The sequence below is a fragment of the Rhodococcus sp. MEB032 genome (assembly GCF_030208925.1).
Classification (GTDB): Bacteria; Actinomycetota; Actinomycetes; order Mycobacteriales; family Mycobacteriaceae; genus Rhodococcus_F; species Rhodococcus_F qingshengii.
This window is the reverse complement of record NZ_JARVSY010000026.1, coordinates 86,796-106,166: the sequence shown is the minus strand read 5'-3', so window position 1 is coordinate 106,166 and position 19,371 is coordinate 86,796. Positions and strand designations below refer to the sequence as shown.

Sequence of the window (19,371 nt, the reverse complement as noted above, 5' to 3'; positions counted from 1 at the left end):
GCCTGTTCGTGGTGAATTTTCGAAGTTTCCCCATTTCGTTGCCCTGGACAGGACGCTGTAGTAACGTCCAGACACGTGTCCAGCAAACGGGGCGATTCAGGTGGCGGGGGATCGATTGTCTATGAATCCACTCGCAGGCGCCTCACGGGCAAACAGGCGGAAACTGTGGCCAGGCTTGCCGAAGCAACAGTGAAAGTTCTACGCAAACAAGAGTTTTCCGGACTGACTGTCCGTTCGGTTGCGGCCGAAGCGGGTGTAGGAACTGCGACCGCCTACACGTATTTCGCGTCCAAGGAGCATCTGGTCGCAGAGGTCTTCTGGCGAAGACTTCAGAACTCGTCGGCGCCTGATGGCTCGGGGTTGGATCGCACCGCGCACGTGCTGTCTGTACTTCGAAATATCGCGCTGCTTCTCGCGGACGAACCGGAGGTATCGGCCGCCGTGACTAATGCACTGCTCGGATCCGATCCTGAAGTGGAACATCTTCGCGGGCGGATCGGACTCGAGATCCATCAACGACTCGCTTCGGCGTTGGATCCGAATGGCGAACCCGAAGTGTTGGAAGCGCTCGAAATGCTTTATGCCGGGGCGCTTCTGCGGGCAGGGATCGGCTACGGAACCTACGCGCAAATCGCTGGACGCCTGGAGGCCTCAGCTCTACTGATCCTGGAGAAATCATGACAGAAGCTTTGATCGATCCGGTGGTCTTCAATCCGTACGACTACCACTTTCACGACGATCCGTATCCGACGTACAAGCGTCTGCGCGAAGAATCACCCCTGTATCACAATCCGGACGTGGGATTTTGGGCGTTGTCGCGATATGCGGACGTGGTCGACGGATTCAAGGACAACAAGCGTCTCTCGAGCGCCAACGGGGTATCGCTCGACCCCGCAGCCTACGGTCCACACGCGCATTATGTGATGTCGTTTCTCGCGATGGACGATCCCCGCCATATGCGGTTGCGCCAGTTGGTTTCTCGCGGATTCACGCCGCGACGGGTTGCGGAGCTCGACGGCCGGATCCTCGAACTCACGAAGCAACATCTGGTACCTGCGTTGGGCGCGGGGGAGTTCGACTGGATTACGGAGGTGGCGGGAAAGCTGCCGATGGACGTCATCTCCGAACTCATGGGGGTCCCCGAACCCGACCGAGCCGAACTGCGGCGCAAGGCGGATCTGGTGGTGCATCGAGAGGCGGGTGTTCTCGACGTGCCGCAACCTGCGGTGGAAGCTTCGATCAGTTTGATGGGCTACTACAAGGAGATGATCGCGCAGCGTCGCCGATCGCGGACGGACGATCTGACCTCGGCCTTGCTCGATGCCGAGATCGACGGAGACAAACTCTCGGACCAGGAGATCCTCGGATTCATGTTTCTGATGGTCGTGGCCGGAAACGAGACCACGACCAAGCTTCTCGGAAACGCTCTGTACTGGGGTTCGCACCACCGGGAGCAGATCACACCGGTTCTCGACGATCCCGAACGAGCCTCGGAATGGGTGGAAGAGACTCTTCGCTACGACACGTCGAGCCAGATCGTGGCTCGGACTTCGGTTGTCGACCTCGAATATCACGGACGCACCATTCCGGCGGGGGAGAAGGTCCTGCTCCTGATCGGATCGGCCAACCGAGACGCCGACGTCTTCGACGATGCCGACAGCTTCCAGATCGGCCGGAGTTCGTCGGGCAAACTCGCGAGTTTCGGTGGTGGCGTGCACTTCTGCCTCGGTGCCCACCTTGCCAAGCTCGAAGCCAAGATCGCCCTGGCGGAGTTCGGGCGTCGGGTCAGCGACTACGAAGTCGTCGAGTCCGGAATCGAGCGTGTTCATTCGACAAATGTCCGGGGCTTTGCGGCCCTGCCGGTGAAAGTGCAGGTGCGCTGATGCCTCGTTTCGAACCCAATCCTGTTCGCCGGCCGGCACTGATCAGTGGTGCGTCGTCGGGAATCGGCACAGCCACCGCGTATGCCCTGGCCGAACTCGGGCATCCGGTTGCACTCGGTGCGCGTCGAGTCGCCGAATGCGAAGCCATCGCCGAGAAGATCCGCAGCAACGGTGGTGAAGCGTTCGCCCACTTCCTCGACGTCACGGACGGTGATTCGGTCGACGGGTTCGTCTCGGCCGCAGAGGCAGTCCACGGCCCCGCGGAAATCGTCGTCTCCGGTGCCGGAGACCTCGAATTCGGGGCTGCGGACGAGATGAATCCTGAGGCGTTTCTACGGCAGATCCAAGTTCACCTCGTCGGTGCGCAGCGATTGGCGCATCGTGTTCTCCCCGGTATGAGGCAACGACAGCGCGGTGACTTCGTACTGATCGGCTCGGATTGTGCCGAGCGCCAGCGTCCACTCATGGGTGCGTACGACGCAGCGAAGGCCGGGCTCGAGGCAATGGGGCGTCAGATGCGAATGGAGCTCGAGGGAACAGGCATTCGCGCGTCGATCGTGCGACCCGGGCCGACACTGACCGGCATGGGGATGGACACGACGCCGGAGATCATCGGACCGGTCGGGGAATCGTGGAGCAAGTGGGGGTTCGCCCGCCATGGTTACTTTCTGCGCGCCTCGGACATCGCCAATGCCATCGTCGCCGTTGTGTCGGCGCCGCGAGGAGCACACATCGTGCTCGTCGAAGTTCAGCCCGAGGCGCCACTGGACAAACTTCCCACTGCGAACTCACAGGAGACGACATGACGCACGGAGTGCAAGAGACGTCGCGAACACTGCCAGAGCCGCCGCGGGTGTCCGGCGGGGATCTCCCGCACGGGCATCTCGAGGAACTGCGAACCGACCCGATAGCGCTCATGCGCCGGGTGCGTGAGGAATGTGGTGACGTCGGCGCCTTTCAACTTGCCGACCGCACAGTGATCTTGCTGTCCGGAGCCGAGGCAAACGAGTTCTTCTTCCGCTCCACCGACGAGGATCTCGACCAACAAGCGGCTTACCCCTTCATGAAGCCGATATTCGGTGAAGGCGTCGTCTTCGACGCCAGCCCGGAGCGGCGTAAAGAGATGCTGCACAACTCGGCTCTGCGCGGCGAACAGATGCGCGGGCACGCCGCCACGATCGGCCGCGAAGTCGAGGCGATGGTCGCGCAGTGGGGAGACGAAGGCGCGATCGATCTGCTCGACTTCTTCGCCGAGCTGACCATCTATACCTCGTCGGCGTGCCTGATCGGCAAGAAGTTCCGCGACGAACTGGATGATAGCTTCGCCAAGCTGTATCACGAGCTCGAACAGGGAACGGATGCATTGGCTTTCGTGGATCCGTACGCGCCGATCGATAGTTTCCGCCGCCGCGACGAGGCCCGGTTGGCGTTGGTCGCTCTGGTACAGGACATCATGAACGGGCGCATCGCGAATCCTCCGCATGGCAAGGATGACCGCGACATGTTGGACGTGTTGGTCTCGGTCAAGGACGAGAACGGCGACCTCCGGTTCAGTGCCGACGAGATCACCGGAATCTTCATCTCGATGATGTTCGCCGGCCACCATACGACTTCCGGCACGGCAGCGTGGTCGCTGATCGAGATGTTGCGGCATCCCGACACCATGACGGACGTCGTCGACGAACTCGACAATCTGTACTCCGACGGCGCCGACATCAGTTTTCATGCCCTGCGCCAGATTCCGGTTCTCGAGGCTGTGGTCAAGGAAACCCTTCGACTGCATCCGCCGTTGATCATCCTGTTGCGGGTGGCACGTGGAGATTTCGAAGTGGGCGGCTTCGAGATCCGAGAGGGCCATCTTGTCGCCGCGACACCCGCGATCTCCAATCGAATCGCCGAGGACTTTCCCCGGCCGGACACCTTCGATCCCGGGAGGTACATCGACCCGAATCAAGAGGACATCGTCAACCGCTGGACGTGGATTCCGTTCGGAGCCGGCCGGCATCGCTGCGTCGGCGCTGCGTTCGCCCAGATGCAGCTCAAAGCGATCTTCTCGATCCTGCTGCGGGACTTCGAGTTCGAGATGGCGCAGCCGTCGGAATCCTACCGAAACGACCACAGCAAGATGGTCGTCCAGTTGCAGCAGCCGTGCGCGGTGAGGTACCGGCGCCGAACACGTCCCGGGCGTGAGGGGTGATCATGCACGTCGAAGTCGACCTCGACCTGTGCCAAGGCCATGCGGCGTGTGAGCTGGAGGCACCGGAGATCTTTGTCGTCCCGAAGCGGGGGAAGGTCAGTCTTCTGGACTCGGACCCACCCGAGTCGCTCCGCGGTGAAGCCGAGATGGCGGTCAGGTACTGCCCGACCGGCGCCCTGAGAATTGTCGATTGATTGCAGCGAATTCATGTGCTCGAGGGAGGAAGTTCAGATGACGGGTTTCGACCGCGCAGAGCTCGACGAGATGGTCCAACGCTGGATCGAGGCGAACAAAAAGGCCGAAGCCGCCGGCGATTGGAAACCGTTGGCGGACATGTATACCGAGGACGCCACGTACGGGTGGAACTACGGCCCCAAGCAGGATTTCATGGCGGTGGGGCGCGAGGAGATTCGCGAAGTCGCGCTCGGTCTCGAGATGAAGGGCCTCGAAGGCTGGGAGTATCCGTATCAAGACTTTGTGATCGACGACCGTAGCGGAAACGTGATCGGCTTGTGGAAGCAGATTTCCGATGCCAAGCGTGAGGACGGTAGCAACTACTCCGTCTACGGTATCGGTGGTAGTTGGTTCCGCTACGGCGGGGATTTCCAATGGTCGTGGCAGCGTGACTTCTTCGACTTCGGGAACGTGTCGGCACTGTTCATGGAGATGATCGGCAACAACGCTCTCTCGAAGGGGATGCAGGGCCGGATCCAGCGATCGATCTCGGGCGACCCGCTACCGGGCTGGTATCCGGTGGGCACCGCGCCGGTTTCGCTGTGGTGAGTCCGATGTCGGTGCGCGATTCCTTCGAGGCACTCTCGCAGCGCGACCTTGCCGTGCTGGTGCCCGAGTTGCTCCTGTGCGGGCAGCTGATCGATCGCTCGGGCATGGCGCATCTGATCGTCGAATTCGGACGCGAGGGTATGGCACAGGTGGCCGTCGAGGAGTGGGAGTCGGCCAGCCCCTGGTACACCCGCCGCATGCAGAAGGCTCTCGGATACGAGGGCGACGACGTCGTGACGATCTTCAAAGGGTTACAACTCGACATCGGCGCTCCGCCACAGTTCATGGACTTTCGATACCGGGTCGACGATCCGCTGCACGGTGAATTCTGGCTCGATCATTGCGGAGCACTCATGGACGTCGAGCCGTTGGGCGATGAGTTCGTGACCTCGATGTGTCACGACATCGAGGATCCGACTTTCGATGCAACGGCCATCGCGACCAACCCGCGCGCCCAGATCCGGCCGATTCACCGACCACCGCGCAGGCCCGCCGACCGACATCCGCACTGCGCCTGGACCGTTTCCATCGACCCGTCGCACACGCCTCCCGTGATGACCGCGCACACCGAGCAGATCGGACGCACCGCCGCGGTGACGGTCGAGCTGAGCCCGATCGATCACGGTGGGGACGGTAGGGCGGACTACTCGGGTCCGTTGTTGTCCGACCTGAGGTTTTCCGACTTCTCGCGATCAGCCTTGGTTCGTATCGCAGAGGAGATCTGTGTGCAGCATCATCTGTTGGCGTTGGGCTTTCTGGCAGCGGTTCGCCGCCGTGCCGACGAAGACAAGGCTCGCGAGATCACGCGAAAGCAATTGACCGGAATCGCGGGAGTTGCGGCACAGCGTATTCGAGATGCGCTCGGGCTTCCTTCGACGCTGGAATCGTTGGCATTGGTCCTGTCCGTGCATCCCTTGCTGAATCCGAAGCAGTATGTAGAGAGCGAGATTCGACAGGACGGCGGTGCTCTGGAGCTGCGGATCTCGCGAGAAGCTCTTGTCGACCGCGACGGCGGTTGGCCGACCTTGCTCGGCAGCGAGCACCTTGATCCTCTCCAAGCTTTGGTCCGCGGCGTGAATCCGCACTTCACCGTGAGAGTGGTGGCCGAAGATGCCGCGGGGCTTCTTCTGGCCGTCGACATCACCGAGGCTCCCGCTCCGGAATGCGTCGAAGTCGCCATCACGAAGGTCAGTACCGGCGCGGCATTCGTATTCGAAGATCGCGGAATCCCCTTGCCTCTCTTCGTCGTCTGACCGGCCGAACCCGAAGGACTCAACCTATGGCGTACACGTTTGCAGACCTGTTCGAGCATTCCGTCGATGTGATGCCCGATCGCCTCGCGCTGATCGTTTCCGGCGAGGAGGTGACATACCGTGAGCTCGACGAGCGGGCCAACCGATTGGCGCATTACTTCCAGTCCGTCGGGTTGGGTGTCGGTTCGCACATCGGTATTCAGCTGCACAACTCGATCGAGGCGATGGTTGCTGTCCTCGCGGCCTTCAAGATCCGCGGCGTTCCCATCACGGTGAACTACCGCTACACGAGCGACGAATTGGTTTATCTGTACGAGAACGCGGATCTCACGGCGTTGGTTTTCCATCGTGGTTTCGCTGAGCGGGTCGCCGAGGCCTTGGTGGCCACGCCGCGGGTCAAGTACGTGATCGAGGCGGCGGACGAACTCGCTCTCGGGAACGAACCGTCGATTCCGGGGGCAGTGGCGTACGAGGATGCGCTCGGCAACCAATCCTCGCTTCGCACAGGTGAACATGCATTTCCCGAGCGTTCCGGCGATGACGTCTACGTTCTCTACACCGGCGGAACAACCGGACGACCGAAAGGCGTCGTCTGGCGGCAGGAAGACATCTGGCGCGTATTGGCCGGCGGTTACGACTTCTATTCGGGTGAGCCGATCGCCGACGAGTACCAGCAGTCGCGCGGTGGCGCCGCGGCAGCCGAACCGATGCGGTGGTGCATGCTTCCACCGCTGATCCACACCTCGGCACTGATGCCGACGTTCAACGCTCTGTTCTCCGGAAACACCGTCATCTTCGAACCGAAGTTCGATGCGGCACAGGTCTGGAAAGTCGTCGCCGAGTATCGGCCGCAGGTCATGGTCATCACCGGCGACGCCATGGGCCGTCCACTGGTCGAAGCCCATCACGAAATGCAACCGGATGGGTCGAGCCTGGCTGTGCTCGCCTCCGGCGCTGCGCTCTTCTCCGGATCGGTCAAAGATGCGTTCTTCGACGTCTTTCCGAATCTGATGATCTCCGATTCGGTTGGATCGTCCGAAACAGGCTTCGGCGGAATCGGATTCGCAACCAAAGGGCTCGAGCAGCGTGGCGGACCCAAAGTGGGTGCCAACAGATTCACGGTCGTCGTCGACGACGACAACCGTGTGTTGGAGCCGGGCTCGGGCGCCGAAGGATGGCTGGCGAAACTCGGAAACGTTCCACTCGGCTACTACAAGGATCCGGTGAAGTCGGCCGAGATATTCCGCGAGGTGAACGGCGCACGGGCAGTGGTGACCGGAGACCGGGCGCGGATCGAGGACGACGGCTCGGTCACCCTCCTCGGACGGGGAAACATGGTGGTCAACACCGGCGGCGAGAAGGTCTTCGTGGAAGAAGTCGAAGCCGTGGTGAAGGCCCATCCCGACATCTACGACGCGACAGTGATCGGTGTTCCGGACGAGCGGTGGGGCAATCGGGTGGCGGCAGTGCTTCGCATCCGCGACGGTGTGGAACCGGATTTCGAATCCATCGAGAAGCACGCCCGCAGTCACCTCGCCGGCTATAAGATTCCGCGTTCCTTCTGGATCGCCGACGAGGTCGTTCGAGCGCCGAGCGGCAAGCCGGACTACCGCTGGGCCAAGGAGTTCTCACAGAACAGCGACCCGGTCCACCGGATCGACTAGCGCTCACACGCAACACCCGGCACCCGGCACCCGGCACCCATCCGTAAAGGAGCATCTGCAATGCCTGAGATCGACCTTCCCGACGGGTTCGACGTGACCGACCCACATCTGTACGGCGAGCGCGTCCCGCTTGCCGAGTTCGCCGAACTACGACGATGCGCTCCGGTCTGGTGGAACGCCCAGGAACCGGGTACCGGCGGATTTCACGACGGTGGTTGTTGGGTTGTCTCCCGCCACGCAGACGTCCGCGACGTCTCGTTGCGCAGCGAGGAGTTCTCGAGCAACGTCAACGGCTGCATTCCGCGGCATGAAGACAACATCTCGGCGGAGGAGTTGGAGGCGACAAAACACGTCCTCATCAACAAGGACGCCCCTGAGCACACACAGCTGCGCAAGTTGGTGGCACGCTTGTTCACTCCGCGGTCGGTGGAAGCGATGCGGGCCGGGTTGGAAGCGCGGGCAGAAGACATAGCGTCGGCTGCCGTGGCGGAAGGTAGCGGTGATTTTGTCAGCCAGATCGCCAGCGAGTTACCCATGCAGGCGATCTCGGAGCTGATCGGTGTACCGCAGGACGGGCGCCGTCAGCTGTACGAATGGTCGAATCAGATGACGGGATACGACGACGAGTCACTCGCCGGCGAGTCTCGGATGGCGTCGGCGCAGATATTGGGCTACGCCTATCAACTGGCTGAGGCGAGACGGGAGGAACCGCTCGACGACATCATCTCGCGCTTGGTGCATGCCGACATCGACGGGCAGAAACTCACCCCGGAACAGTTCGGTTTCTTCGTCATCATGTTGGCTGTCGCGGGCAACGAAACGACGCGAAACGCAACGACACTCGGCATGATGGCATTTCTCGAGCATCCGGATCAGTGGGAACTGTACAAGCGCGAGCGTCCGCGCACCGCCGCGGACGAGATCATCCGCTGGGCTTCGCCACTGACGTCGATGCAACGAACAGCAGTGGTGGACACACAGATTGCCGGCACTGCGATTGCGAAGGGGCAGCGCGTCGTACTGCTCTACGGCTCGGCGAACTTCGACGAAACCGTCTTCGGGAACCCCGACGTCTTCGACATCACCCGAGACCCGAACCCGCACCTCGCGTTCGGAGGAACCGGGCCGCACTACTGCGTCGGCGCCAACCTGGCCAGAATGGAGGTCGATCTGATCTTCGGCAAGATCGCCGATCACATGCCCGACATCAGCAAGCTCGGCGATCCGAGCAGGCTCTCGTCCGGTTGGCTCAACGGGATCAAGGAATTCAAGGTCGACTACGGCAACTCCACGTCATGTCCTTCGGGGCATTGACGTGTACAGCGGAAGAGTTGCACTTGCGGGCCCGATGCGCGAACTCGGCCAGTTCTACCGGATGGGCGCCGATGTCGCAGTGGGCTTGTTCCGCAACCGCTTTCAGGTGCAAGAGTTTCTCGAGCAGAGTTGGATGATCGCCCGGGTGTCGATCGTGCCGACAGTGTTGGTAGCCGTGCCGTTCACGGTCCTGGTGAGTTTCACCCTCAACATCCTTCTCCGCGAAATCGGTGCCGCCGACCTCAGCGGCGCCGGGGCCGCGCTCGGTGCCGTGACTCAGGTCGGTCCGGTGGTGACGGTGCTGATCGTGGCAGGTGCGGGCGCGACAGCCATCGCCGCCGATCTGGGATCGAGAACGATTCGTGAAGAGATCGACGCCATGGAGGTGCTCGGGATCGATCCGATCAATCGGTTGGTGATTCCGCGGGTGGTCGCGTCGACCGTGGTGGCTTTGCTGCTCAACGGACTCGTCTGCGTCATCGGCATCGCCGGCGGTTACGCCTTCTCGGTGTTTCTCCAGGGCGTGAACCCTGGCGCCTTCGTCGAGGGAATCACGTTGCTGACCGGCCTGCCCGAGGTGGCGTTGTCGATGGTCAAAGCTGCACTGTTCGGGATGCTGGCGGGATTGGTGGCCTGCTATCGCGGACTGTCGGTACGGGGTGGGCCGAAAGGCGTGGGGGAGGCCGTCAACGAAACGGTGGTGTACGCATTCATGGCGTTGTTCGTCGTCAACACCATCGTCACCGCGGTCGGCATCCGATTGACGGCGGGGTGATCGAGGTGACGCTGTCGGATTCGCTGGCACAAATCGGCAAGTTCGGACGCACGCGGGCGCGGGTGGCTCGAACGTCACGCTCGATCGACGACGTCGGGCGACAAGCTGTCTTCTTCGCGCGCGCCATCGCTCACATCCCGTGGGCAATTCGCAAACACCCGAAAGAAGTGTTGAGGCTGGTAGCCGAGATCAGCATGGGCACCGGAGCTTTGGCAGTGATCGGCGGCACGGTTGCGGTCGTAGGATTTTTGACTCTCGCCTCGGGCGGCACCATTGCGATCCAAGGTTTCAGCTCACTGGGAAATATCGGAGTCGAAGCGCTCACCGGATTCTTCTCCGCCTTCATCAACGTTCGTATCGCTGCGCCGGTCATCGCGGGAATCGGCCTGTCGGCCACGATCGGCGCAGGTTCGACCGCGCAGATCGGTGCCATGCGCATCAGTGAGGAAATCGACGCCCTCGAATCGATGGCGATCAGTTCGGTCCCGTACGTCGTCAGCACCCGCGTCACCGCAGGGATGATCGCGATCTTGCCGCTGTACTCATTGGCGCTCGTAGGATCTTTTCTGGCCGGAAGGTTCACCACGGTCGTGCTGTTCGGTCAGTCCTCCGGTCTTTACGACCACTACTTCACGACGTTCCTCGATCCGGTCGATGTCGCATGGTCCTTCGTTCAAGTGCTCGTGATGGCACTACTGGTGATGCTGATCCACACGTACTACGGATACAACGCGTCCGGGGGACCGTCGGGCGTGGGAACTGCAGTGGGCCGCGGGGTTCGGCTCTCGCTGATCTGCGTCGTGGCGGTGACCCTGCTCGTCTCACTCGCGCTCTACGGCGGTTCCGGCAACTTCAATCTGTCCGGTTAGGGGGACTGCGTGCACAGATACGGCTACAAGTTGGCTGCTCTGGGCTTGGCTGCGGCGGTCGTCGGGGTCATCGCTTTGTCGGTCGCGTCTTTCAACCAGGTGTTTGTCGCTCGCGTCCCGATCACGGTGATCGCGGAGCGCGCGGGGCTCGTGATGGATCCGGGCGCGCGGGTGAAGATGGCCGGGGTGACCGTGGGCTCGGTGGAGTCCATCACGCCGACTGACGACGCCACCGCACAACTGTCGTTGTCGATCGATCCCGAAGCGCTCGAATCGATTCCGTCAAACGTGGATGTGGCGATCACGTCGAACACGGCCTTCGGCGCGAAGTTCGTCAGCCTGTCCTCGCCGGAGCAGCCGAGTAGTGCGCGACTTGCCGCCGGAGCGACGATCGACGCATCCCGGGTGACCGTCGAGCTGAACACGGTGTTCGAGAAACTCACCACCGTGCTCCGGACGGTGGACCCGGGCAAACTCGATTCGACATTGGGTGCCCTCTCGACTGCTCTGCAAGGACGCGGCGAACGGCTCGGGGTCGCACTCGAACAAGCAGATTCCTCCTTGCTCGAATTCAACACTGCACGTGAGGCTCTCGATCATGTGTTGACGGATTTACCAGCCGTCACACAGACCTACCGCGACGCTGTTCTCGACTTGATGGACACACTCGACTCGCTCACGACGACGGGAACCACTGTTCTCGACGAGCAGCAGAATCTTGATCTCCTCTTGCTCAACGTGATCGGGGTCGCCCGCACCGGAGAAGATGTACTGGGAGAAAACGCCGACGGTATCGACACCGTTCTGTCGTTACTGCGGCCGACCACCGCACTGCTCGAGGAATACTCCCCGGTGATTCCCTGCATGTTCCAGGGACTGCAGGAGAGCAAGAAGATCGGCGACGGCGCCTACAACGGACAACCAGGAATCAAGATGTCGATCGGTCTGATCGCCGGAACCGAACCGTACCGATATCCCGACGACCTCCCGAAGGTCGCGGCAACAGGTGGCCCGCAGTGTATGGGCCTTCCACTGCGCGACCCGAACGTCAATGCTCCGTACCTGGTGACCGACACCGGGGTGAATCCGTTTGCGCCCGAGCGTCAGCCGAATGGTGGGCAACCGATGAACACGGTCCCGGATCTGATGAGCTACCTGTTCGGGACGGAGATCCGATGAAAGTTCGTGGGTACACCGTCAAGTTCGGAATTTTTGTTCTGGTGATGATCCTCGTCAACGCCGGGCTGATCCTCGTGTTCGGCCAGATGCGAGGTGGCGACGCGAGGTCGTACTCGGCGGAGTTCGTCAACGCCTCCGGGCTCAGAGCCGGCGACAAGGTGCGCATCGCCGGTGTGCCGGTCGGTTCTGTCGGCTCCGTCGAATTCGGTGGGAATCACCGTGCCCACGTGAGTTTCAGTGTGGATACGGGTGACACCGTGACTGTATCGACCAGAGCCGCTGTTCGATATCAGGATCTGGTGGGTAATCGATACCTCGAACTGCTCGACGATCCGGGGATCGCGGAACCGCAACCGGAGGGCGAGAGCATCCCCGTCGATCGCACCGCACCGGCACTCGACCTCGATGCGCTACTCGGTGGTTTCAAGCCGCTGTTTCAAGCCCTGGACCCGGAGCAGGTCAACGCGTTGTCGATGTCCTTGCTCGAGGTGTTTCAAGGCCAGTCCGGAACTGTGGCATCGGTGCTGGCGCACACCGGATCGATTACGAACACTCTCGCAGACCGCGACCAACTGATCGGTCGAGTGATCGGCAACCTCGACGGTGTGCTTAGCGAATTGCGCAGCCGCGGTGGTCAGTTCAGTGACACTCTCGATCACCTACAACAGCTGGTCAGCGGGCTCACGGCGGACCGGGAGATGATCGGGACTGCCGTCGAGAGTGTGAACACCGCATCAGGCACCTTCGCCGATCTCCTCGCCGGAGTTCGCCCGGACATCGCGGGAAACCTGTCGAAGCTGGACGCAAGCCTGAATCCGCTGATCGAGCAACAGAGTGAGCTCGATCGGATTCTCGCGTCCATGCCCTCGAACTACAAGCAGCTGATCCGAGTCGGCTCGTACGGGTCGTTCTTCAACTTCTATCTGTGCGGAATCGCACTGAAGGTCGACGGTGCCGACGGTACGCCGCTCACTGTCGACCTGGTGGATCAGACGACCGGAAGGTGCGCACCACGATGAGAGAGATGGCACAGAGCCAGGCCGTACGCGTGGGGGTCGTGGGATTGGTCGTCACGGCCGCCGTCGTATTGGCATCGCTCCAGTATCAGAATCTGCAGTTCCTGAAATCGGGTGTCGGGTACAGCGCGGTGTTCGCCGACGCCAGCGGTCTCGCGCCGGGAGACGAAGTCAACGCCGCCGGAGTGAAGATCGGAACGGTGGATCGGATCGAGGTCGAGCACGGACTCGCGCGCGTGGATTTCACACTGGAAGGCTCGATCGGTCTGGGAGAAAGCACATCGGCGGCCGTCACCACGATGTCGTTGCTCGGCAAGCGAGCGGTATCGCTCGATCTGGACGGTCCGGGAAGGATCGCGGTCGGCGGCGAGATCCCGGTCGAGCGAACAAGATCGGCGTACTCGCTGCCCGACGTGCTCGGTGACCTCACCACGACGGTCGAGGACATCGATCTCGACCAACTCTCCGAATCGCTCGACGCAGTGGGGCAGGTGATGTCCGACAGTGCGCCGAACCTGAGGCCGGCGCTGGACGGTGTCGCACGGATCTCCGACAGCGTCAATAGACGCGACGACATGTTGCGCACCTTGCTGTCCGATGCAAACGACGTCGCCGGGACGCTGGCCGAGCGTGGACCACAGGTCAACGCGCTACTCGTCGACGGCAACGCCTTGTTGGGAGAACTGGATCGGCGACAGGCGGCGCTGGGGGAAGTGATCACGAACATCTCGGCGTTGTCGACCCAGCTGAGCGGACTCGTCCACGACAACGAGGCGCAATTGCAGCCGGTCCTCGGCAAACTCGACACGGTTGTCGGAATTCTGCAGAACAACAAGGACAACCTTTCTCAGGGAATCGACGGTCTCGGTACGTACGTGGGCACGCTCGGTGACACCGTGGCCAGCGGCCCCTTCTACTACGCCTACGTCCAGAACCTGGTGCCGGCGCAATACACCCAACCGTTGATCAACGCGATGTTCGGGCTACCACCTGCGCCGCTACCGATTCCGGAGGTTCGATGATGGGTGCCTTACGAGTTCGCAAACCGGTGAACTGGCGCCGAATCGCCGTCGTTGGTGGAAGCGTCATCGGTGCGGCGATCGTCGTCGTGTCGGGATACCTTGCGGTGCAACATCTGCGCTACTACAACGTGACGGCCTACTTCACCTCGACGACCGGTCTGTATGTCGGTGACGACGTTCGTGTCGTGGGAGTCGACGTCGGCCGCGTCACCGCGATCGCCCCACAGGGAGATCGAATGCGCGTCGAACTGAAATTGGCGCGCGAGGTTCCCGTCGCCGAGGACGCGAAAGCGGTGATCGTTGCCCAGTCGCTGGTCTCGGCCCGCTTCGTGCAGTTGACGCCGGCGGTGACGGACGGCGCCGACGCACTGAATGACGGTGCGGAGATCCCACTCGACAGAACGGCCGTCCCGGTCGAGTGGGACCAGATCAAGGAACAGCTGGGCCGGGCTGCCGACGCTTTGGGCCCCGTCGGCGACGATCGCGGTCCCGCCGCCAACTTCCTCGACGGTGCCGGATCCGCACTGGCTGGCAACGGGGAAGCGCTGGGGCGCTCGGTGACCGAACTCTCGGAGGCTATGAGCACACTCGACGAAGGCGGAGCCGATCTGTTCGGCACCATCCGCGGCCTGCAGACCTTCACGACCGCACTCGCCGCAAGCGACGAACAGATCGTTCAGTTCCAAGGACGACTGGCAAATGTCTCGAGTGTGCTCGCCGAGAGCCGGACGCAATTGGCTCCGGCTCTCGCCGATCTGGACGCCGCCGTCGTCGACGTACAGCGGTTCGTCGAACAGAACCGAACCGGCTTGACGGAGCAGATCGCGAAGTTGGCCGACGTGTCCCAGGTATTGGTCGACAAGCGCGCAGGTCTCGAGAAGGTACTGCATCTGGCTCCGACAGCGTTGTCGAACTACTACAACGTCTACCGGCCGGCCCAAGGAGCGATGGTGGGTGTGCCCGCATTCCAGAACGTCGGCAACCCGATCGACTTGATCTGCGGCGGAATCGCCGGCCTGGCCAACGACACCTCGAAGAAGGGCGCGGATTTGTGCATCGAATACCTCGGCCCGTTGCTCAACACGATCAAGGCGAACTACCCGGACCTGAGCATCAATCCGACCCGGGCGCTCGGGGCTCTTCCGGACCAACTGGTGTACAGCGAGCCTGATCTGGAACCGACTGGCGCCTTGAGCTTTCCGATCATGCCCCCGGCGCCTGACCTGGCCGGACTGCTCATGCCGTCGACGGAACCCCGATGACTACCCGGAGGTGGGTGACAGTCTGTGTGGGGGCGAGCACCGTGCTGGTTCTGGCGGGTTGCCAATGGAGCGGGCTGAATTCGGTTTCGCTGCCAGGCGCGGCTGGGCGCGGTGAGGGGAGTTTCGCAGTCGTGATCGAGATGCCGGACGTCACGTCGATAAGTCCCAACTCTCCGGTCATGGTCAACGACGTGACGGTCGGAAGTATCAGTGCGATCGAGACCGACAACTGGCACGCACGGGTGACGGTTGCACTCGACGGTTCGGTGTCCCTGCCCGCCAATGCGACTGCCAAGATCGGCCAAACCAGCCTGCTCGGGTCCAAACACGTTGCGCTTGCGCCGCCTACCGATGTTGCGCCGGAAGGGCGGTTGTCGGAGGGATCGGTGATCCCCCTCGCGTCGGCCGGCGTCTATCCCACCACCGAGGAAGCGTTGACGGCACTGTCATTGGTCCTCAACGGCGGCGGGCTCGCTCAGATTCACAGCATCACCACGGAGCTGAACACGGCGCTCGGCGGACGGACGGATGCGGCGCGCGACCTGCTGAGTCAGATGGATACCGTGACCGAAACACTCGACCGCCAACGTGATGCGATGGTCACGACCATGGAGAATCTCGACGTCTTCGCCGGCGAGATCACGGCTCAGCGAGACGTTCTCGGTGAGGCGTTGGAGACCCTTGATCCGGCCTTGGCGGAACTCAGCGCCCAACGCGTCGACCTGACCACCGCCCTCGATGCGGTCGGCAGGTTCGGGGACGTCGGGACCGATCTGGTCGACCGGACCCGCGACGATTTGAAAGCCAATTTGAGCGCCTTGGAATTGACGCTGCAGAAGGTGGTCGAAACAGGACCGGACCTGATCAACAATTTGGGCAACCTGAGTACCTTCCCCTTCCCCCAGACGACCATCGACGACGGAATGCGCGGCGATTACACCAATCTGTGGGCGCTGATCGACCTCACGAGTAATCGCCTCCAGTCAGGTCTCGGCTTCGGTACGCCGTTCGGGGCGCCGCAAACTCCGGTGGAGAACGGAGTACTGGTCGATCCCTTGACCGCCCCACTCGGCACAGGGCAGCCCGGCCCACTTGGCACAGCGCAGCCCGCCCAGGGAGGTGGACGATGATTCTCACGAAGTTGGTGCGAAGGCAATTGACGATCTTCGCGATCCTGGCGGTGATAGGCATGAGCGCAGCGGCTATCTCGTACCTGAGAGTTCCGACCATGCTCGGAATCGGGCGCTATTCGGTGACAGTCGAACTGCCGGACGCCGGTGGCCTGTATCGGAACGCGAACGTGACCTATCGCGGCGACACCATCGGTCAGGTCAGATCGGTGCGTCTGTCTCCGGGAGTGGTACGCGCCGAATTATCTTTGGAGAGTGCGGTTCCCGTTCCCTCCAGCGGGCTCGCAGTAGCGGTGCGAAGTGTGTCGGCCATCGGCGAGCAATACGTCGACATGCAACCGAGAACCGCGGACGGACCGTTTCTGGCCGACGGAGACGTGATCGGCCCCGACGCTGTCACGATCCCGACCGAGATCGGACCGGTCCTCGATCAGGCGCAGGCGATGCTCGCATCGGTACCGCAGGAAAAGTTGCGATCGGTGATCGACGAGTCCGCGGCAGCTTTCGGAGGCAGGGGAGAGGATCTGGCTCGTCTGCTGGATTCGACCACCTCGTTCGTCGATCAGATGTCTGCTGCCACAACCCCGGCCACGACGCTCGTACAGCAGTTGGATCCGCTCCTGCAGACACAGGTGGTGACGGGCGATCAGATTCGCCAGTGGGCGTCCAGTGTCGCTCAACTCAGTGGACAGTTGGAGGTCGCCGACGGGTCCGTGCGCAATATCCTCGAGACCGGACCGGGCTTCGCGACTGAAGCCGACCTGCTGTTTCAAGGCCTCAAACCCACTTTGCCTGTGCTGCTTGCCAATTTCACCAGCACCGCTCAGGTGGCTTTGACGTACAACGCCGGGTTGGAGCAGGTGCTCGTCATCTTGCCGCCACTGGTCGCGGCACAGGAAACCGTCGTACAACGCGGGCAGGTGGACGGCGCCGCGAACGTCAACTTCCATCTCCAAGCGCAGGACCCTGCGGCGTGCTCGACCGGTTACCTTCCGGCCGATCAGCGACGGGACCCGACCCAGACGAGTGTGCCGGACACCCCGGCTGATCTGTACTGCAAAGTGCCACAGAACTCGGTCTTCGCCGTTCGTGGATCTCGGAACATTCCCTGCATGGAGGTACCGGGCAAACGAGCACCGAGCCCGGAGATCTGCCGGAGCCCCGAAGCGTACGTGCCGTCGGGGACCAATGCGCCCGGCGAGTTGTACACCGGGCCTGACGGAGTCGACTATCAACACACGGAGTTGGCTCCAGCTGACTCCGGCCCGGGGGAGGGTGAGCCGTGGCAACAGTTGCTGACGCCGACGAATCGCTGAGAGGTGAGGTGCTGGATCCGGTCGGAGGGAAGCGCGGTGTACTCACTGCCCTGGTCTGGATTGCACTCGCGGCTCTGAGCGTCGTTGTGGTCTTCGGTGCTCTGGCAGTACGATCCGACCGGGCGCGCGAGACCCAGCGTCAAGAGTACGTCGACGGTGCGGTCGCAGGAGCCCTCGCTCTGATCGACGTTCACTCCGCCACGCTCGACGAGGACCTCGAGACGCTACAGGCCCTGAGTACGGGAACCTTTGCCGACGAACTGAAGTCCGGCGAATCTGCGTTCGTCGCGTCCATCCGTGATTTTGCCGTCGATTCCGACGGTCGTGTCGACACCGCAGCCCTGGCATCGGAATCCGGAACCTCGGGGGTGGTACTGATCGCGGCATCGGCTCAGGTCGCCAATTCAGCGGGAGAGTCTTCGGCGCGAACCTACCGTCTTCGCGTCGGTGTCGATGAAGTTGACGGGCGGATACTGATGTCGAGTGTGGAGTTCGTCCCGTGAAGCGCGTGGTCTTGGCGTTTGCAGCGCTGATCTTGGTGGGAGCCGGCGGGACTCTGCTCTGGAGTCACCACCGTTCGGCAGCCGCCGAAACCGCACGTGCCGAGGTGATCGGTGTGGCGCCGATGCTCGTCGAGAATCTCTTGAGCTACAACAGCGACACGGTGGACGAGGATCTTGCACATGCTGCCGAGGGCGCAAGTGGAACATTTCAGGACCGCTTCGCTGAATTCGGATCGAAAACCGTTGCACCCCAGTCGAAGGAGCAAGGAATCAGCACGAAGGCGCGAGTAGTCGATGTCGGAGTGCTCTCCGCTGCTGCAGACCGAGCGGAATTGCTCCTGTTCGTCGATCAGATCGCGACGAGTATCGCGCGGCCGGCACCAGCGTCGACGTCGAGCCGAGTCGAGGTGACACTCGATCGAGTCGACGGCACATGGCTGGTGAGTGCCATGACCCCCGTCTAGTGAAGGTTGTCGCGGCCCGCCATGATCAGCCTGGCAGTGACTTCGAGCCGGTCTGCGATCTGCGAATAGGACTCGTAACCCATGCCGGCTCGGACAAGCGCTCCGGACCAGGAGATTTCGAGTGCTTCGAGTACGTCGGGATCGTATGACGGCCCCAGCGCCTCGATGAGCCGCTCGCGGATGTTCTTGCCGATACGTCCCCGAAGGTGTTCGACGTCGGGATCGTTGCCCATCATCGCCGTGGTCACGGCCGCGGCCAGCTCCGGTTCGTCGGAAACGAGGAGTGCGACGCTTCGAAGGACCGAGCAGACCTGCGCTTCTCGTTCCGCCTCGGGGGAGGGCTCGTGCGGTACCGCGTCGAGTCGGCGCCAGAACAGTTCTGCCACAAGGTGACTCTTGGACGAGAAATAGGTGTACGCCGTAGCCGCGGCGACACCGGCTTCCGCTGCCACCATCCGCACGGTCAGATCCGCAAACCCTTTGTCGCGCAGGACCGTGATCGCTGCCGCGGTCAATCGATCGACGGTTTCGGCTTGCTGCTGGGTCAGTCTGCGGCGAGTGGACTCGAACTTGGTCTTACCAGACATGTGTCCAGACACTACGGGATCAGACCCGTGCGAGCAAAGTGTGCGCTATCGCTGCTCGTTCTCGCTCCCGCTCGGCGTCATGTCTCGCTCCCGCTCGGCGTCATGTCTCGCTCCCGCTCGGTGGGACAGAATTTCGAACCCCCGCGATCGCTAA

20 protein-coding genes are annotated in these 19,371 nt (G+C 62.2%); 19 read left to right on the top strand and 1 reads right to left on the bottom strand.

Features of this window, described 5'->3' with window-relative positions; translation table 11 throughout:
- Nucleotides 1-114 precede the first annotated feature (114 nt).
- From QRN54_RS24475 to QRN54_RS24385, 19 genes are read left to right on the top strand one after another with little or no spacing between them, the layout of a single operon-like run.
- Nucleotides 115-681, top strand: coding sequence for a TetR/AcrR family transcriptional regulator (locus QRN54_RS24475; protein WP_024487471.1), 567 nt, complete (start codon nucleotides 115-117; stop codon nucleotides 679-681).
- Nucleotides 678-1,883, top strand: a complete 1,206-nt coding sequence (locus tag QRN54_RS24470) for a cytochrome P450 (protein WP_073513281.1) — start codon at nucleotides 678-680, stop codon at nucleotides 1,881-1,883. The genes QRN54_RS24475 and QRN54_RS24470 overlap by 4 nt, the downstream gene beginning before the upstream one ends.
- The gene (locus QRN54_RS24465) at nucleotides 1,883-2,689 is read left to right on the top strand and encodes an SDR family oxidoreductase (protein ID WP_003944110.1); all 807 of its coding nucleotides are present in this window, start codon (nucleotides 1,883-1,885) and stop codon (nucleotides 2,687-2,689) included. Before QRN54_RS24470 ends, QRN54_RS24465 begins: the two co-directional genes overlap by 1 nt.
- Nucleotides 2,686-4,080: a lanosterol 14-alpha demethylase gene (gene cyp51, locus QRN54_RS24460; protein ID WP_285183263.1), complete on the top strand. Its 1,395-nt coding sequence runs from the start codon at nucleotides 2,686-2,688 to the stop codon at nucleotides 4,078-4,080. Before QRN54_RS24465 ends, cyp51 begins: the two co-directional genes overlap by 4 nt.
- A gap of 2 nt (nucleotides 4,081-4,082) precedes the next feature.
- Nucleotides 4,083-4,274 (top strand): ferredoxin, encoded by a 192-nt coding sequence (locus QRN54_RS24455; protein WP_020907945.1) that lies wholly within the window; start codon nucleotides 4,083-4,085, stop codon nucleotides 4,272-4,274.
- 37 nt (nucleotides 4,275-4,311) lie between these two features.
- Complete coding sequence (locus QRN54_RS24450) at nucleotides 4,312-4,863, top strand: Cif family virulence factor (protein WP_007728648.1); 552 nt, start codon at nucleotides 4,312-4,314, stop codon at nucleotides 4,861-4,863.
- Nucleotides 4,864-4,868: 5 nt separating this feature from the next.
- Complete coding sequence (locus QRN54_RS24445) at nucleotides 4,869-6,116, top strand: hypothetical protein (RefSeq protein ID WP_087503877.1); 1,248 nt, start codon at nucleotides 4,869-4,871, stop codon at nucleotides 6,114-6,116.
- Between the two features lie 26 nt (nucleotides 6,117-6,142).
- The gene (locus QRN54_RS24440; RefSeq protein WP_285183258.1) at nucleotides 6,143-7,780 is read left to right on the top strand and encodes an acyl-CoA synthetase; all 1,638 of its coding nucleotides are present in this window, start codon (nucleotides 6,143-6,145) and stop codon (nucleotides 7,778-7,780) included.
- Between the two features lie 60 nt (nucleotides 7,781-7,840).
- A complete protein-coding gene (locus QRN54_RS24435; protein ID WP_285183257.1) occupies nucleotides 7,841-9,094 on the top strand; it encodes a cytochrome P450 in 1,254 nt (417 codons plus the stop codon).
- Between the two features lie 34 nt (nucleotides 9,095-9,128).
- Nucleotides 9,129-9,869: an MlaE family ABC transporter permease gene (locus QRN54_RS24430; protein WP_070161424.1), complete on the top strand. Its 741-nt coding sequence runs from the start codon at nucleotides 9,129-9,131 to the stop codon at nucleotides 9,867-9,869.
- Nucleotides 9,866-10,738 carry an MlaE family ABC transporter permease gene (locus QRN54_RS24425; protein ID WP_003944051.1) on the top strand — a complete coding sequence of 291 codons (873 nt, stop codon included), beginning with the start codon at nucleotides 9,866-9,868 and terminating at the stop codon, nucleotides 10,736-10,738. The genes QRN54_RS24430 and QRN54_RS24425 overlap by 4 nt, the downstream gene beginning before the upstream one ends.
- 9 nt (nucleotides 10,739-10,747) lie before the next feature.
- Entirely contained in the window at nucleotides 10,748-11,917 is a 1,170-nt protein-coding gene (locus tag QRN54_RS24420) for an MCE family protein (RefSeq protein ID WP_285183254.1), read from the top strand.
- A complete protein-coding gene (locus QRN54_RS24415) occupies nucleotides 11,914-12,936 on the top strand; it encodes an MCE family protein (protein ID WP_285183252.1) in 1,023 nt (340 codons plus the stop codon). Before QRN54_RS24420 ends, QRN54_RS24415 begins: the two co-directional genes overlap by 4 nt.
- Complete coding sequence (locus tag QRN54_RS24410) at nucleotides 12,933-13,955, top strand: MCE family protein (RefSeq protein ID WP_030536766.1); 1,023 nt, start codon at nucleotides 12,933-12,935, stop codon at nucleotides 13,953-13,955. The genes QRN54_RS24415 and QRN54_RS24410 overlap by 4 nt, the downstream gene beginning before the upstream one ends.
- Complete coding sequence (locus QRN54_RS24405) at nucleotides 13,955-15,217, top strand: MCE family protein (RefSeq protein WP_030536765.1); 1,263 nt, start codon at nucleotides 13,955-13,957, stop codon at nucleotides 15,215-15,217. Before QRN54_RS24410 ends, QRN54_RS24405 begins: the two co-directional genes overlap by 1 nt.
- Nucleotides 15,214-16,347 carry an MCE family protein gene (locus QRN54_RS24400; RefSeq protein ID WP_285183248.1) on the top strand — a complete coding sequence of 378 codons (1,134 nt, stop codon included), beginning with the start codon at nucleotides 15,214-15,216 and terminating at the stop codon, nucleotides 16,345-16,347. The genes QRN54_RS24405 and QRN54_RS24400 overlap by 4 nt, the downstream gene beginning before the upstream one ends.
- Nucleotides 16,344-17,663: an MCE family protein gene (locus tag QRN54_RS24395; protein WP_285183247.1), complete on the top strand. Its 1,320-nt coding sequence runs from the start codon at nucleotides 16,344-16,346 to the stop codon at nucleotides 17,661-17,663. Before QRN54_RS24400 ends, QRN54_RS24395 begins: the two co-directional genes overlap by 4 nt.
- A complete protein-coding gene (locus QRN54_RS24390; RefSeq protein WP_285183244.1) occupies nucleotides 17,630-18,166 on the top strand; it encodes an Rv1363c family protein in 537 nt (178 codons plus the stop codon). The genes QRN54_RS24395 and QRN54_RS24390 overlap by 34 nt, the downstream gene beginning before the upstream one ends.
- Complete coding sequence (locus QRN54_RS24385; protein ID WP_285183243.1) at nucleotides 18,163-18,630, top strand: hypothetical protein; 468 nt, start codon at nucleotides 18,163-18,165, stop codon at nucleotides 18,628-18,630. The genes QRN54_RS24390 and QRN54_RS24385 overlap by 4 nt, the downstream gene beginning before the upstream one ends.
- Here QRN54_RS24385 and QRN54_RS24380 read toward each other — a convergent pair.
- Nucleotides 18,627-19,217 carry a TetR/AcrR family transcriptional regulator gene (locus QRN54_RS24380; RefSeq protein ID WP_003943994.1) on the bottom strand — a complete coding sequence of 197 codons (591 nt, stop codon included), beginning with the start codon at nucleotides 19,215-19,217 and terminating at the stop codon, nucleotides 18,627-18,629. The genes QRN54_RS24385 and QRN54_RS24380 overlap by 4 nt on opposite strands.
- Nucleotides 19,218-19,371 lie beyond the last annotated feature (154 nt).

Bases quoted from the DNA above. Each gene is read 5' to 3' on its own strand.
- QRN54_RS24415 (WP_285183252.1), top strand. From the start codon at position 11,914: ATGAAAGTTCGTGGGTACACCGTCAAGTTCGGAATTTTTGTTCTGGTG.
- QRN54_RS24450 (WP_007728648.1), top strand. From the start codon at position 4,312: ATGACGGGTTTCGACCGCGCAGAGCTCGACGAGATGGTCCAACGCTGG.
- QRN54_RS24440 (WP_285183258.1), top strand. From the start codon at position 6,143: ATGGCGTACACGTTTGCAGACCTGTTCGAGCATTCCGTCGATGTGATG.
- QRN54_RS24380 (WP_003943994.1), bottom strand. From the start codon at position 19,217: ATGTCTGGTAAGACCAAGTTCGAGTCCACTCGCCGCAGACTGACCCAG.
- QRN54_RS24410 (WP_030536766.1), top strand. From the start codon at position 12,933: ATGAGAGAGATGGCACAGAGCCAGGCCGTACGCGTGGGGGTCGTGGGA.
- QRN54_RS24395 (WP_285183247.1), top strand. From the start codon at position 16,344: ATGATTCTCACGAAGTTGGTGCGAAGGCAATTGACGATCTTCGCGATC.
- QRN54_RS24465 (WP_003944110.1), top strand. From the start codon at position 1,883: ATGCCTCGTTTCGAACCCAATCCTGTTCGCCGGCCGGCACTGATCAGT.
- QRN54_RS24400 (WP_285183248.1), top strand. From the start codon at position 15,214: ATGACTACCCGGAGGTGGGTGACAGTCTGTGTGGGGGCGAGCACCGTG.
- QRN54_RS24470 (WP_073513281.1), top strand. From the start codon at position 678: ATGACAGAAGCTTTGATCGATCCGGTGGTCTTCAATCCGTACGACTAC.
- QRN54_RS24430 (WP_070161424.1), top strand. From the start codon at position 9,129: ATGCGCGAACTCGGCCAGTTCTACCGGATGGGCGCCGATGTCGCAGTG.
- QRN54_RS24455 (WP_020907945.1), top strand. From the start codon at position 4,083: ATGCACGTCGAAGTCGACCTCGACCTGTGCCAAGGCCATGCGGCGTGT.
- QRN54_RS24435 (WP_285183257.1), top strand. From the start codon at position 7,841: ATGCCTGAGATCGACCTTCCCGACGGGTTCGACGTGACCGACCCACAT.
- QRN54_RS24445 (WP_087503877.1), top strand. From the start codon at position 4,869: ATGTCGGTGCGCGATTCCTTCGAGGCACTCTCGCAGCGCGACCTTGCC.
- QRN54_RS24405 (WP_030536765.1), top strand. From the start codon at position 13,955: ATGGGTGCCTTACGAGTTCGCAAACCGGTGAACTGGCGCCGAATCGCC.
- cyp51 (WP_285183263.1), top strand. From the start codon at position 2,686: ATGACGCACGGAGTGCAAGAGACGTCGCGAACACTGCCAGAGCCGCCG.